The 12,028-nt window shown below is 73.1% G+C and carries 15 protein-coding genes; 9 read left to right on the top strand and 6 right to left on the bottom strand.

The window, feature by feature from the left end; translation table 11 throughout:
- Nucleotides 1-13 precede the first annotated feature (13 nt).
- Entirely contained in the window at nucleotides 14-811 is a 798-nt protein-coding gene (locus tag ACI79W_RS04380) for a sugar phosphate isomerase/epimerase family protein (protein WP_456560853.1), read from the top strand.
- A gap of 6 nt (nucleotides 812-817) precedes the next feature.
- Here ACI79W_RS04380 and ACI79W_RS04385 read toward each other — a convergent pair whose 3' ends face one another.
- Genes ACI79W_RS04385 through ACI79W_RS04395 form a run of 3 tightly spaced genes read right to left on the bottom strand, consistent with a single transcriptional unit; the run spans nucleotide 818 to nucleotide 3,719 of the window.
- Nucleotides 818-1,756 (bottom strand): zinc-binding dehydrogenase, encoded by a 939-nt coding sequence (locus ACI79W_RS04385; RefSeq protein ID WP_456560949.1) that lies wholly within the window; start codon nucleotides 1,754-1,756, stop codon nucleotides 818-820.
- Between the two features lie 15 nt (nucleotides 1,757-1,771).
- Nucleotides 1,772-2,893, bottom strand: coding sequence for a CaiB/BaiF CoA transferase family protein (locus ACI79W_RS04390; RefSeq protein WP_456560854.1), 1,122 nt, complete (start codon nucleotides 2,891-2,893; stop codon nucleotides 1,772-1,774).
- The gene (locus tag ACI79W_RS04395) at nucleotides 2,886-3,719 is read right to left on the bottom strand and encodes a MaoC/PaaZ C-terminal domain-containing protein (protein ID WP_456560855.1); all 834 of its coding nucleotides are present in this window, start codon (nucleotides 3,717-3,719) and stop codon (nucleotides 2,886-2,888) included. The genes ACI79W_RS04390 and ACI79W_RS04395 overlap by 8 nt, the downstream gene beginning before the upstream one ends.
- A gap of 104 nt (nucleotides 3,720-3,823) precedes the next feature.
- On the opposite strand from ACI79W_RS04395, the gene ACI79W_RS04400 reads away from it, so the two are divergent.
- The 8 genes from ACI79W_RS04400 (at nucleotide 3,824) to ACI79W_RS04435 (ending at nucleotide 10,235) form a co-directional block, all read left to right on the top strand.
- Entirely contained in the window at nucleotides 3,824-5,461 is a 1,638-nt protein-coding gene (locus tag ACI79W_RS04400; protein ID WP_456560856.1) for an AMP-binding protein, read from the top strand.
- Nucleotides 5,458-6,189, top strand: a complete 732-nt coding sequence (gene npdG, locus ACI79W_RS04405; protein WP_456560857.1) for an NADPH-dependent F420 reductase — start codon at nucleotides 5,458-5,460, stop codon at nucleotides 6,187-6,189. The genes ACI79W_RS04400 and npdG overlap by 4 nt, the downstream gene beginning before the upstream one ends.
- A 73-nt stretch (nucleotides 6,190-6,262) precedes the next feature.
- Entirely contained in the window at nucleotides 6,263-7,000 is a 738-nt protein-coding gene (locus ACI79W_RS04410) for an acyl-CoA dehydrogenase family protein (protein ID WP_456560858.1), read from the top strand.
- Nucleotides 6,928-7,422, top strand: coding sequence for an acyl-CoA dehydrogenase family protein (locus ACI79W_RS04415; protein WP_456560859.1), 495 nt, complete (start codon nucleotides 6,928-6,930; stop codon nucleotides 7,420-7,422). The genes ACI79W_RS04410 and ACI79W_RS04415 overlap by 73 nt, the downstream gene beginning before the upstream one ends.
- Nucleotides 7,419-7,988 carry an acyl-CoA dehydrogenase family protein gene (locus ACI79W_RS04420; protein ID WP_456560860.1) on the top strand — a complete coding sequence of 190 codons (570 nt, stop codon included), beginning with the start codon at nucleotides 7,419-7,421 and terminating at the stop codon, nucleotides 7,986-7,988. Before ACI79W_RS04415 ends, ACI79W_RS04420 begins: the two co-directional genes overlap by 4 nt.
- Complete coding sequence (locus ACI79W_RS04425; RefSeq protein WP_456560861.1) at nucleotides 7,952-8,479, top strand: acyl-CoA dehydrogenase family protein; 528 nt, start codon at nucleotides 7,952-7,954, stop codon at nucleotides 8,477-8,479. The genes ACI79W_RS04420 and ACI79W_RS04425 overlap by 37 nt, the downstream gene beginning before the upstream one ends.
- Nucleotides 8,480-8,502: 23 nt before the next feature.
- Nucleotides 8,503-9,258 carry an enoyl-CoA hydratase/isomerase family protein gene (locus tag ACI79W_RS04430; RefSeq protein ID WP_456560862.1) on the top strand — a complete coding sequence of 252 codons (756 nt, stop codon included), beginning with the start codon at nucleotides 8,503-8,505 and terminating at the stop codon, nucleotides 9,256-9,258.
- Between the two features lie 2 nt (nucleotides 9,259-9,260).
- The gene (locus ACI79W_RS04435) at nucleotides 9,261-10,235 is read left to right on the top strand and encodes an aldo/keto reductase (protein WP_456560863.1); all 975 of its coding nucleotides are present in this window, start codon (nucleotides 9,261-9,263) and stop codon (nucleotides 10,233-10,235) included.
- On the opposite strand, the gene ACI79W_RS04440 is transcribed toward ACI79W_RS04435, so the two are convergent.
- The 3 genes from ACI79W_RS04440 to ACI79W_RS04450 all read right to left on the bottom strand — a co-directional run bounded on the left by ACI79W_RS04440 (nucleotide 10,236) and on the right by ACI79W_RS04450 (nucleotide 11,990).
- On the bottom strand, nucleotides 10,236-10,652 hold the full coding sequence (locus ACI79W_RS04440) for a hypothetical protein (protein ID WP_456560864.1): 417 nt from the start codon (nucleotides 10,650-10,652) through the stop codon (nucleotides 10,236-10,238).
- Entirely contained in the window at nucleotides 10,649-10,855 is a 207-nt protein-coding gene (locus tag ACI79W_RS04445; protein ID WP_456560865.1) for a hypothetical protein, read from the bottom strand. Before ACI79W_RS04445 ends, ACI79W_RS04440 begins: the two co-directional genes overlap by 4 nt.
- Nucleotides 10,856-11,006: 151 nt before the next feature.
- Nucleotides 11,007-11,990, bottom strand: coding sequence for a site-specific integrase (locus ACI79W_RS04450; protein WP_456560866.1), 984 nt, complete (start codon nucleotides 11,988-11,990; stop codon nucleotides 11,007-11,009).
- Nucleotides 11,991-12,028: the final 38 nt, after the last annotated feature.

The following is a 12,028-nucleotide window of genomic DNA, read 5'->3' on the forward strand; positions in this document are numbered from 1 at the left end:
ACGGAGGCCGGCAGTGGAGCTCTACCTCTGCGCATCGACGATGCTCGACGCCGAGCTCGGCGCGCGTCTCGACGCCGCCGCCGCGGCCGGCTACGAGGGCGTCGGGCTGCGGCCCGTGCACCTCGAGCGCGCCCTGGCCGAGGGGTGGTCGGTGGCCGACGTCCGGTCGCGGCTGGCCGACGGCGGGCTCGAGGTCGTCGAGGTCGGCTTCCTCGCCGACTGGTGGCCCGGCGGCGACGAGGCCGCCTCGCGGGAGAGCGAGCGGGAGATCCTGGCCCTCGCCGACGCGCTCGGTGGCCGGCACCTGCTCGCCGTCGGCGGCCCGCTGGAGGCCCCGCTCGCGGAGGTGGCGGCGCGGTTCGCCGCGGTGTGCGACCGGGCGGCCGGGCACGGGCTGGCGGTGGCCCTGGAGTTCCTGCCCTGGCGGGACGTCAGCGGGCTGCGCGAGGCGTGGCAGGTCGTCGAGTCGGCGGGGCGGCCCAACGCCGGCATCATGCTCGACACCTGGCACTTCTTCCGCGGCACCAGTGTGCTGGCCGACCTGGACGACGTCCCGCCGGAGCGGATCGTCGCCGTCCAGTTGAGCGACGGGCCGCTCGAGGTCGTGGTGGAGGAACAGCACGACACCAAGCACCTGCGCCGGGTGCCGGGGGAGGGGCAGTTCGACCTCCCGGCGCTGTTCGACCGATTGACGGCACTGGGGGTGGAGGTGCCCGTCGGCGTCGAGGTCATCTCGACCGAGATGCGGGCGCTGGACCCGCTGACCGCGGCCGCCCGCGCCGCCGACGCGACCCGCGCGCTGCTGGGCTGAGGCGGGTCATCCCGGCCGGGTCATGACCAGCCGGTCGGCCACCTGGCCATCGTGGAGCCGGCGCAGTCCCTCCGGGACGTCGTCGAACGTGATATCGGTGAGCCGCGGACGCCGGTCGCCGCTCGCGATCAGCTCGTAGACGGCCGCGATGTCGGCGGTGGTGCCGGAGCGGGAGCCGAGCAGTGTCGCCTGCTTGAAGATCAGCGTGCCGGTGGGGATCGTCGCCTCCAACCGGGCCATGCCGACCTGTACGACCCGGCCCTCGCGGCGCACCGCCTCGATGGCGGCCGCGGTGGTCGTGCCGAAGCCGGCGAAGTCGACGACGACGTCGAGGTCGCGGTCGGCGAAGGCGCGGATGTCGGCGGCCACGTCGGCCGCGCCCAGCTCGCGGGCGAGCGGCCAGTGCGACTCCTTGACCTCTGCGACGTAGACCTCGGCGCCGGCCAGCACGGCGATCCGCGCGGCGAACTGGCCGAGGCCGCCGAGGCCGATGATGCCGACCCGGTGCCCGGCGGTGACCTGGCCGCGCACCATGACCGCGCGGTAGGCCGCCCGGCCGGCGTCGGCGCCGGCCGCCGCCTGGGCGAAGCCGACGCCGGGCGGGATCGGCACCAGGTCGCCGACGTCGGCGACGCACGCGGAGGAGTAGCCGCCGTCCCGCGCGAGGCCGGGCCGGGTCGAGCCCGAGGGGGAGACGCCGACCGGGGCGCCGACGCGCACGCCGGTCACGCCCTCGCCGAGTTCGGCGACCACGCCGGCCACCTCGTGCCCGAGGGTGAGCGGCCGCGGGCCGAGCCGCTGGAGCCACTCCTCGTCGTCCAGGATCCCGACGTCGATGTGGCAGAGCCCGCCGCCCGTATCTCCACCACGACCTGGGCCGGACCTGGCCGGGGGCGCTCGACCGTCGCCAGCTGCAGTGGCTGACCGGTGCCGACGAACCGTCAGGCCGCCATGGTGGCTTCAGCGCGCATCGGTGCTCCAGAGCAGGACGGCCTGCTCGAGAGGGACGGTGGTCGACCCGGGCGGGGCCGGGGTGGGTGGCGGAGTGCGGTCGAACCGGGGTGCCGGCGCCGGCTGGGGGACGCCGTCGATCTCGACGAACGCGTCGCGGGCGCGGTGGTGGGCGTGCTCGAGCGCCTCGGCGAAGGTGAGCACCGGGCTCGCGCAGGCGTCGGTGCCGTCGAACTCCACCGCCCACTCGTCGCGGGTGCGGGAGCAGACGGCGCGTTCGATCGCGGTCCGGAGCTGCGGCCACGCCGCTCGGTCGTACTGGTCGCCGTGGGCCGCGGGGTCGAGGCCGAGGCCGGCCATGAGCCGGGCGAAGAACGGGCGCTCGATCGCGGCGACCGCGAGGTGGCGGCCGTCGGCGCACACGTAGGTGTCGTAGAACGGCGCGGCGCCGTCGAGCAGGTTCGCGTGGCGGTCGTCGGTCCAGGTGCCGGCGCCGCGCATGGCCCAGAACTTCTGCGCGAGGACCCCGATCCCGTCGACCATCGCGGCGTCGACGACCTGGCCGCGGCCGGAGCGGGCGCGTTCCCAGAGGGCGGCGAGGACCCCGGTGACGAGGAACATCGACCCACCGCCGTAGTCGCCGAGCAGCGTGAGCGGCACCGGCGGCGGCTGGTCGGCGGGCCCGAGGGCGTGCAGGACGCCGGTGACCGCCAGGTAGTTGAGGTCGTGCCCGGCGGAGAGGGCGAGGGGTCCCTGGTGACCCCAGCCGGTCATCCGCCCGTAGACGAGGCCGGGGTCGGCCGCCAGCAGTTCGGCCGGTCCGAGGCCGAGCCGCTCCATGACGCCGGGCCGGAAGCCTTCGAGCAGGACGTCGGCCCGCGCCGCGAGCGCCCGCACCGCGGTGAGCCCGTCGGGCGACTTGAGGTCGGCGGTCGTGTCGGTGCGGCCGCGGAGGACGTGGTCGACGGCGCCGGCGAGCTCGGCCATCGGTCGGGGACCGGGCCGGCCGACTCGGACGACGTCGGCGCCGAGGTCGGCCAGCATCATCGCCGCGTGCGGCACCGGCCCGAGGCCGGCCATCTCCAGCACCCGGAGCCCGGCCAGCGGCCCGTGGCCCGGCCGGTCAGCCACGGTCGAACTCCGCTCGGGCGAGCAGGTGCACGTCACCGGTCGGGCGCGTGACGCGGGCCTCGCGGACGCCGTCGGACCCCGGGAGCACGGCATAGGTGAGCGCGTCGCCGCGCTGGGCCGGGCTCTTCCACCGGGCGCTGAACCGGCGCAGGGTGGCCGGGTCCTGGTCGCGGGTGAGGACGGCGGCGGCGATGCCGGCGGTGAGCATGCCGACCGCAATCGGGCCGGGGTAACCGGCGGCCTGCGCGAACTCGGTGTCGTGGTGGATCGGGTTGAAGTCGCCCGATGCGCCCTGGTAGCGGACGAAGTCGGTGACGGTCAGGGGCGACTCGGTGACCACGGCCAGCGGGTCCTGCGCCGGTGGCCCGGGGGTGCCGCTCCCGGCCCCGCCCGAGGGCGGCTGCTCGAGGGTGATGGACGTCGACCGCGCGCTGGCCTGGAGCTCCGTCGTCCGCTCGTCCCGGAAGTCGGTGACGACGACGGTGAAGGTCATCGAGCCCCGGCTGCCGGTCTTGACGTAGCTGTCGTCGATCCGCTGCACCGCGGTGAGGGCGGTGCCGACGGCGGGCGGGCCGGCCGGGAAGGTGAACTCCTGCTCGCCGTGCAGCACCCGGCGGTAGTCGCGCTCGATGCCGTGCCAGACGCTGTTCTCCGGGCGCATCCAGAGGGCCGAGGCGGCGAGGAAGGTGGGCGTCGACCGCAGCGGCCGCGTGCTCTCGTCCAGGACGGCGTGGGTCGCCACCGCGAACTCCCGGACCTTGCCCTCCTCGACGACCATGCGGAACGGCTCGGCGGTGTGCCCGACAGGGGGTGTCTGAGGGTCCACGGGGTCTCCGTTCGGGCGGTGCTGGCCTGTGACACCAAACCTAGTTATAGTGCGCAGCATTATAGAGGCCGACGAGCCTGCGACCTCCGGCAGCAAGGGCGACGATGCGCACGTACACCGGACTCGAGATCCCGTTCCAGGACCGCAAGGACTGGAACCTCGCCACCGTGCTCCGGCACCAGGCCGCCGAGCGGCCCGATGCGGTCTACCTGGACGCTCCGGAGGAGGACCTCCGGCTGACCTATGCCGAGACGCTGGAGGCGGCGGAGTCCGTGGCCACCGGCTTCCACGCCGCGGGCGCCGGCTACGGCGACCGGGTGATGATCCAGGCCGGGAACTCCTCGCAGCTGGTCCTCACCTGGTTCGGCGCGGCGGTCGGCGGGCTGGTCGAGGTGCCGATCAACACCGCCTACGAGTACGACTTCCTGGCCCACCAGATCCGCACCTCCCAGCCGCGGCTGGCGGTCGTGGACGACGTCTTCGCGCACCGCTTCGTGCAGATCGCGGAGGACTGCGGCGGCATCGAGAAGTTCTGGGTGATCGACACCGGCGACCAGGACACCGCGCTGAAGACACTGCGCGAGGCCGGCTGGACCGCGGAGCCGTTCGAGGACCTGCGCACGCGTCGCGACGTCGTCCTGCCGGAGATCGTCAGCGAGGACCTCGGGGCCATCTTCTTCACATCGGGGACGACCGGCCCGTCCAAGGGCGTGGCCATGCCGCACGCCCAGTTCTACTTCGACGCGGTCGAGTGCGTGAACCTCACCCGGCTGACGGCCGAGGACACCTACATGGTCACCACCCCGCTGTTCCACGGGAACGCGCAGTGGCTGGCGGCCTACCCGGCGCTGGTGGCGGGGGCGCGGTTCGTGCTCCGGCGGAAGTTCAGCGCCTCCCGGTGGATCGACTGGGTGCGCGAGGGCGGCGTGACGGTCACGAACTTCCTCGGCGTGATGATGGACTTCGTCTGGAAGCAGCCTCCGCGCGAGAACGACGCGGTCAACGGCCTGCGCTGCATCTTCGCCGCCCCCACGGCGAGCTCGATCGTGGACGGGTTCAGCGAGCGGTTCGGCGTCGAGGCGTTCGTCGAGGTCTTCGGCCTGACGGAGATCTCGATGCCGATCCTGTCGCCCTACGGCGAGAAGCGGCCGCCGGGTGCCGCGGGGCTGGCGGTCGCCGACTGGTTCGACGTGCAGCTGGTCGACCCGGAGACCGACGACGAGGTGCCGGTCGGCGAGGTCGGCGAGCTGGTCATCCGCCCCAAGCAGCCGTGGACGGTGAGCTCGGGCTACTACGGGGCTCCGGAGAAGACGGTCGAGGCGTGGCGGAACCTGTGGTTCCACACCGGCGACGCGCTGCGGCGCGACGAGGACGGCTGGTACTACTTCGTCGACCGGTACAAGGACGCGCTGCGGCGGCGTGGGGAGAACATCAGCTCCTACGAGGTGGAGCAGGCGCTGCTGGCCCACCCGGCGGTGCTCGAGTGCGCGGTCATCGCGGTCGCGGCCGGCATCGAGGCGGGCGAGGACGAGGTGATGGCCTGCCTGGTGGTGGAGGGCGACCCGTCGCCGAGCGAGCTGTGGGACTTCTGCTCGACCCGGGTGCCGGCGTTCGCCGTCCCGCGGTTCCTGCGCTTCCTCGACGCCCTGCCCAAGACGCCGTCGGAGAAGGTGCAGAAGGCGGTGCTGCGTTCGGACGGCGTCGCGCCCGGCACCTTCGACCGCCTGGCGGCCGCGTCGTGAGCGCCGCACCGACGAGCACGGCTCCCCGGCCCGGCGACTCGACCGTCGACGTCTCCCGGCTGACCGTCGGCGTGCTCGGCGGCACCGGACCGCAGGGGCGGGGCCTCGCCGTCCGGCTGGCCGCGGCCGGGCAGCGGATGCTGCTCGGCTCCCGGGACGCCGAGCGGGCCGCGGAGGTCGCCGCGGACGTCGCCGAGCGGGCGGCCGAGGCGGCGCCGGACGTCGACGTGCAGGTGCGCGGCGGGTCGAACGTGGACGTCGCCGCGGAGGCCGACCTGGTCATCGTCGCGGTGCCGTTCGCCGGCCACGCGGCGACGCTGGCCGAGCTCGCCGCGCCGCTGGCCGGGAAGGTCGTCGTCGACTGCGTCGTGCCGATGGCCTTCGACAAGCAGGGCGCCTACGTGCTCGACGTGCCGGAGGGGAGCGTCACCCAGCAGGCGGCGGCGCTGCTGCCGGACAGCTCCGTGGTCGGGGCGTTCCACCACCTGTCCGCCGTCCTGCTGGAGGACCTGTTCCGGCCCTCGCTGGACGGCGACGTGATGGTGGTGGGCGACGACCGCGAGGCGACCGACACCGTGCAGGCGCTGGCCGACCGGATCCCGGGCATGCGCGGCATCTACGCGGGGCGGCTGCGCAACGCGCGCCAGGTCGAGGCGCTCACCATCAACCTCGTGTCGGTCAACCGCCGCTACAAGGTGCACGCCGGGATCCGCGTCACCGACGTGTGAGGCCGCGGGCGCGCCGCCGGGCGGTCGCCTGTAGAACGGACCCCAGCGCGAACACCCGGGACTGAGGAGTCGCATGAGCAACTCGTTGACGCTGGCGCCTGCGCCGCGGTCGGAGGCCGCCGAGGCGGTGCGCGCGGAGGTCCGCGAGTTCCTGGCCGCCGAGCGCGCCGCCGGCACGTTCGAGACCCACGTCGACACGTGGCTGTCCGGTGTCGACCCGGCCTTCTCGAAGAAGCTCGGCGAGCGCGGCTGGCTGGGCATGACCTGGCCGGCGAAGTACGGCGGCCACGAGCGCTCGGCGATGGAGCGCTACGCCGTGACCGAGGAGCTGCTGGCCGCTGGTGCGCCGGTGGCCGCGCACTGGATCGCCGACCGCCAGTCCGGTCCGAACCTGCTGACCTACGGCACGGAGAAGCAGCGGCAGGAGATCCTGCCGCGCATCGTCGCCGGGGAGTGCTTCTTCGTCATCGGGATGAGCGAGCCGGACTCGGGCTCGGACCTGGCGTCGATCCGCACGCGCGCTGTGCGCAATGCCGACGGGGACTGGGTGGTCAACGGCGCGAAGATCTGGACGTCGAACGCGCACCACTCGCACTACGGGATCGTGCTGGTGCGCACGGCGCCGTCCGACCCGGCGAACCGCACGCGGGCATGTCGCAGCTCCTCGTGGACCTGTCGCTGCCCGGCATCTCGATCAACCCGATCCGCATCCTCGACGGCGGGCACCACTTCAACGAGGTGGTCTTCGAGGACGTCGTCGTCCCCGGCGACATGCTGCTGGGCGAGGAGGGCAACGGCTGGCACCAGGTGACGGCGGAACTGGCCTTCGAGCGGTCGGGGCCGGAGCGGTTCCTGTCGACCTATCCACTTGTCGCCGAGTTCGCTCGTCGAGTTGCCGACTCCGGTGACCCGGCGGCGCTGACCGTGCTGGGCCGGCTGTCGGCTCGGCTGCTGGCGCTGCGGCAGATGTCGCTGCGGATCGCGGCGGCGCTGGACCGCGGGGAGCTGCCGAACATCCCGGCCGCACTGGTGAAGGACGTGGGGACGACGTTCGAGGGGGACGTGATCGAGGAGATCCGTCGCGTCGTGGACGGGACACCGTCGCTGGACTCGCCGGATCCGCTGGCGCGGGCGCTGGCCGAGGCGCAGCTGCACGCGCCGGGTTACACGCTGCGGGGCGGCACCAACGAGATTCTGCGGGGGATCGTGGCGCGCGGGCTGGGGCTGCGATGAGCGACCAGGACCTGGTGGTCGAGACCGTCAAGGACATCCTGTCCGGCTTCGAGCCGTTCGCGCTGTCGGCCGACCGGCGGTGGGACGACGGGCTGTGGTCGGCGCTGGCCGAGGCCGGGCTGACCGGGGTGGGGCTGCCGGAGTCGTCCGGGGGATCGGGCGGCGAGCTGGCCGACGCCGTGGCGATCGTGCGGACGCTGGCCGCGGGCGCCGGCGCGGTGCCGGTGGCCGAGCAGCTGCTGGTCGCGGGCCCGGCGGTGGTGGCGGCCGATCTGGACCTGCCGCCGGTCGAGGAACCGATGACCTTCGCGCTGGGGCCGGACGTGACCGCGCACGCCTCCGACGACGGCGACGGCCCGGGCCGGTTCACGCTGAGCGGGACGGTTGCCGACGTGGCGTGGGCCGGGGTGGCGTCGCACCTGGTCGTCCTGGCGGCCGGTGCGGCCGGTCCGGTGCTGACACTGGTCACGTCTCGAAGCTGGCGGCGACCGACGCGTTCAACCTGGCGGGGGAGCCGCGGGGTTCGATCGTGCTGGACGACGTGGCGGCCTCGGGTGCGCTGCTGACCTCGGCGCAGGTCGAGGAGCTGAAGGCCCGGTATGCGCTGGCGCGGTCGGTGCAGCTGGCCGCGGCGCTGGAGCAGGTGCTGGCGTGGACGGTGCAGTACGCGGGGGAGCGGCAGCAGTTCGGCCGGCCGCTGGGCAAGTTCCAGGCGATCCAGATGGAGCTGGCCGAGATGGCCGGCGAGGTGACCGCGGTGACGGCGCTGACCGACGCCGCCGTCCAGTCGCTGGAGCACGGTGATGCGTCCTTCGTGCTCGCCGCCGCGGCGGCGAAGGTGCGGGCCGGGGCCGCCGTCGAGGTCGTCGCGCGGCTGGCACACCAGGTGCACGGGGCCATCGGCTTCACGCAGGAGCACAAGCTGCACCACCTGACCCTGCGGCTGTGGTCGTGGCGCGACGAGGCCGGCAGCGAGCTGGTGTGGTCGCGGGTGCTGGCCGCCGGTCTGCTCGCCGACGGCCCGGACATCTGGCCGGCCCTGACCCGCGTCGTCTGATCTCTCTCTGCAACTTCTGAAAGGTGTGTGCGTTGTCGGGTTCCGGTGAGGTCCTGCTCGAGGTCGACGGTGGCGTGGCGGTGGTGACGCTCAACGCGCCCGACCGCCGCAATGCGCTGACCCCGGCGATGGCCGACGAGCTGATCGCCACGTTCGATGAGGTGGACGGCCGCTCCGACGTCGGCGCCCTGGTGATCACGGGCGTGGGCAAGTCGTTCTGCGCGGGTGGGGACATCGCGACACTGACGTCGGCGGGCAAGGACCCGGCGGCGCCGGACGCGTACGCCGGCATGGGGCGGATCTACGACTCCTTCTACCGGCTCGGGCAGGTGAAGGTGCCGACCGTGGCCGCGGTGCGCGGTTCGGCGGTGGGCGCAGGCATGAACATGCTGCTGGCGGCCGACCTGCGGATCGTGGCGGACGACGTCCGGCTGATCTGCGGCTTCCTCAAGCGGGGGCTGCACCCGGGTGGCGGGCACTTCGTGATCCTGTCGCGGCTGATCGGCCGGGAGGCCGCGGCGGCGATGGCGCTGTTCGGCGAGGAGGTCAACGGGCCGCGGGCGGTGCAGCTCGGGCTGGCGTGGGAGTCGGTGGACGACGCCGCGGTCGAGGGCCGGGCGCGGGAGCTGGCCGCGCGGGTGGCGGCCGATCCAGAGCTGGCGCGGGCGGCCGTGGGCAACTTCCGCCGCGAGGTGATCGACGGGGCGGTCAGCTGGGAGGTCGCGACGCAATTCGAGCGGCCGGCCCAGATGTGGTCGATGCGCCGGTCGGCGAGCTGATCATGCGCTACCGGAAGCTGGGGGCCACCGGCCTCGACGTGTCGGTCGTCTGCCTGGGCTGCATGAGCTTCGGCGAGCCCACGCGCGGCAACCAGCCGTGGTCGATGGACGAGGAGAGCAGCCGGCCGATCATCAAGCGGGCGCTCGAGGCGGGCATCAACTTCTTCGACACGGCGAACGTGTACTCGGCCGGGTCGAGCGAGGAGATCGTCGGGCGGGCGCTGGGCGAGTTCGCGCAGCGCGAGGACGTCGTCCTGGCGGCGAAGGTGCACGGCCGGATGCGGCCGGGACCGAACGGCCAGGGGCTGTCGCGCAAGGCCATCATGGCCGAGATCGACGCGAGCCTGCGCCGGCTGAACACCGACTACGTGGACCTGTACCAGATCCACCGGTGGGACCCGCACACGCCGATCGAGGAGACGCTCGAGGCGCTGCACGACGTGGTGAAGGCCGGGAAGGCGCGCTACATCGGCGCGTCGTCGATGTGGGCGTGGCAGTTCGCGAAGGCGCTGAAGGTGTCGGAACTGAACGGCTGGACGCGGTTCGTGAGCATGCAGAACCACTACAACCTGCTCAACCGCGAGGAGGAGGGGGAGATGCTGCCGCTGTGCGCCGACGAGTCGGTCGGGGTGATCCCGTGGAGCCCGCTGGCGCGCGGCCGGCTGACCCGCGACTGGGACGAGGCGACGGAGCGCTCGCAGAGCGACGAGTTCGGCCGAAAGCTCTACGCGGTGGGGGAGTCCGACCGGAAGGTCGTCGAGCGGGTGGCGTCGGTGGCCTCGGAGCGCGGGGTGGCGCGGGCGCAGGTGGCGCTGGCGTGGCTGCTGGCCAAGCCGGTGGTGACCTCGCCGATCGTGGGCGTGACGAAGCCGCAACACCTGGAGGACGCGCTCGCCGCGGTTGACCTGTCGCTGACGGACGACGAGATCGCGTCGCTGGAGGAGCCCTACACGCCCCACCCGGTGGCGGGGTTCTGATCAGACTGTCTCGGGCACCCGGAGGTGGGCGAGGACGACGTCGAACTCGGCCACCTCGGTGGTCTCGACGCCGAGCGCACGGGTGAGCTCGCGCCGCAGGGCCGCGCCCATGCGGTCGGCCTCGAGGAGCGAGAGCCGGCTGTCGTAGGTCACCGACGTCGCGCAGCGGCCGCTGGCGCGGTCGACCAGGACCCTGCAGCTGTCGAAGCCGGGCAGGTCCTCGACGCGGGTGAGCATGGTGAGCCGGAAGGCGTCGAGCATCCGGTCGAGCTGGGCGGGGTCGCCGCGGGTCCAGATGACGCGGGCGCAGGCGCCGTTGTGCGTCTCGCGCAGCCGGTGCAGGACGGCGATCTCCCACTCCTGGACCTCGGTCTCGCCCTGCATGATCTCGGCCGCCTTCGCGCGCATGGCCTTCACGCCGTCGGCGCTGCTGCGCAGCGCGGTGGAGTCGGCCAGGAGGTGGTGACGACCGACCGGCCCGTCGCGCGGTCGCAGAGCATCGAGAGGCCGACGCGGCCGTCCATCTGCCCGACGGCCGGCATCACCTTGTTGCGGACGTAGGCGATCCCGGCGTCGATGGCTTCCGGTACACCTCGGACGGTGGTGGAACGGGCGTACATGCCACCACTCCTCTCGTTCCCCCGGCGAGGCCCCGGCGGCATCGCCGCACGGTCGAGGTGTCCCGCCCCGGGTTCAGTGGAGGCTCGGAACTGACGCGGCGAGGGTCGGAACCGCGGGTGTGCCGATAGAAGTCGCCATGCTCTCAGTTCGTCAATCACTCGATGCAGGTTCTTCTGGCTGCCTCAGCGCCGCGCTCATGGCGGCGGCGAGAGCGGCGTCCCGCTCTTGTTCGGCGCGCTGGTAGCGCAGCGCCGCGGCGGGGGAGGCGTGCCCGAGTCGGTGCATCAACTCCCTGGTGGTGGCGCCGTGCCGGGCGGCGACGGTGGCGCCCCAGCCCCGCAGGTCGTGCAGGTGAGAGCCGGGCGGGAGTCCCGCTGCCTCGGCTGCTGGAGCCCACACGCGGGCGGAAAAGTTGTTGCGCCGGATCGGCCCGCCCTTGGGTTCCACGAATACCAGCCCCTGCGCGCCGGGCTGGGCGTAGGTCGCGAGGTGGTGCACCAGGTAGTCGATGATGTGCGGTGGGATCGCGACGGATCGGCGGCCGGCAGCCGACTTGGGTGGGCCGTGAGAGCGTTGCTGTCCGATGACGTCGACGGCGGCGCTCTTCACGCTCACGGTGCCTGACTTCAGGTCTAGGTGCTCCCGGCGCAGCGCCGATAGCTCGCCGATGCGGAGGCCCGTCCAGGCGGCCAGGAGGATCAGCGCGCGCCAGCGATCCTCGACGGCATCGACGAGCGCCTGGACCTGAGCGAGGGTGAACATCGGTCGCTCGCTGGATCGTTCTTGCCCGGCCCCGCGGATGGAGCATGGGTTCCTCGCGATGAGGTTGTCGTCCACGGCCGTAGTGCAGATGGCACGCAGCAACCGGTAGCACTTGGCCGCCGTGACCTGGCCTGGCCCACTCGGGCCGCTGAGCTTGCCGTACCAAGCTCGGACGGCGGATGTCTCCAGTTGGCGAAGCTGCGTCGCTCCCAAGACCGGGACGATGTGGTTCTTGAGCTGTCCCCGATAAAGTTCTGCGGTGCGAGGGGCCAGCGGCCGGCCCCTGACGAGGCGAGTCTCGACCCAGCGCTCGGCGTAGACCTTGAGCGTCTCCTTGCCCGCCGTCGGGTTCGCCCAGCGGCCCGAGGCCATCGGACGGCTCGGGAAACCACGTCTCAGCCGGCATGTGG

This window comes from Blastococcus sp. SYSU DS0533 (assembly GCF_054050775.1).

Coding starts and splice junctions, on each gene's coding strand:
- ACI79W_RS04445 (WP_456560865.1), bottom strand. CDS start 10,855: ATGTACGCCCGTTCCACCACCGTCCGAGGTGTACCGGAAGCCATCGAC.
- ACI79W_RS04435 (WP_456560863.1), top strand. CDS start 9,261: ATGCGCTACCGGAAGCTGGGGGCCACCGGCCTCGACGTGTCGGTCGTC.
- ACI79W_RS04410 (WP_456560858.1), top strand. CDS start 6,263: ATGAGCAACTCGTTGACGCTGGCGCCTGCGCCGCGGTCGGAGGCCGCC.
- ACI79W_RS04400 (WP_456560856.1), top strand. CDS start 3,824: ATGCGCACGTACACCGGACTCGAGATCCCGTTCCAGGACCGCAAGGAC.
- ACI79W_RS04420 (WP_456560860.1), top strand. CDS start 7,419: ATGAGCGACCAGGACCTGGTGGTCGAGACCGTCAAGGACATCCTGTCC.
- ACI79W_RS04450 (WP_456560866.1), bottom strand. CDS start 11,990: ATGGCCTCGGGCCGCTGGGCGAACCCGACGGCGGGCAAGGAGACGCTC.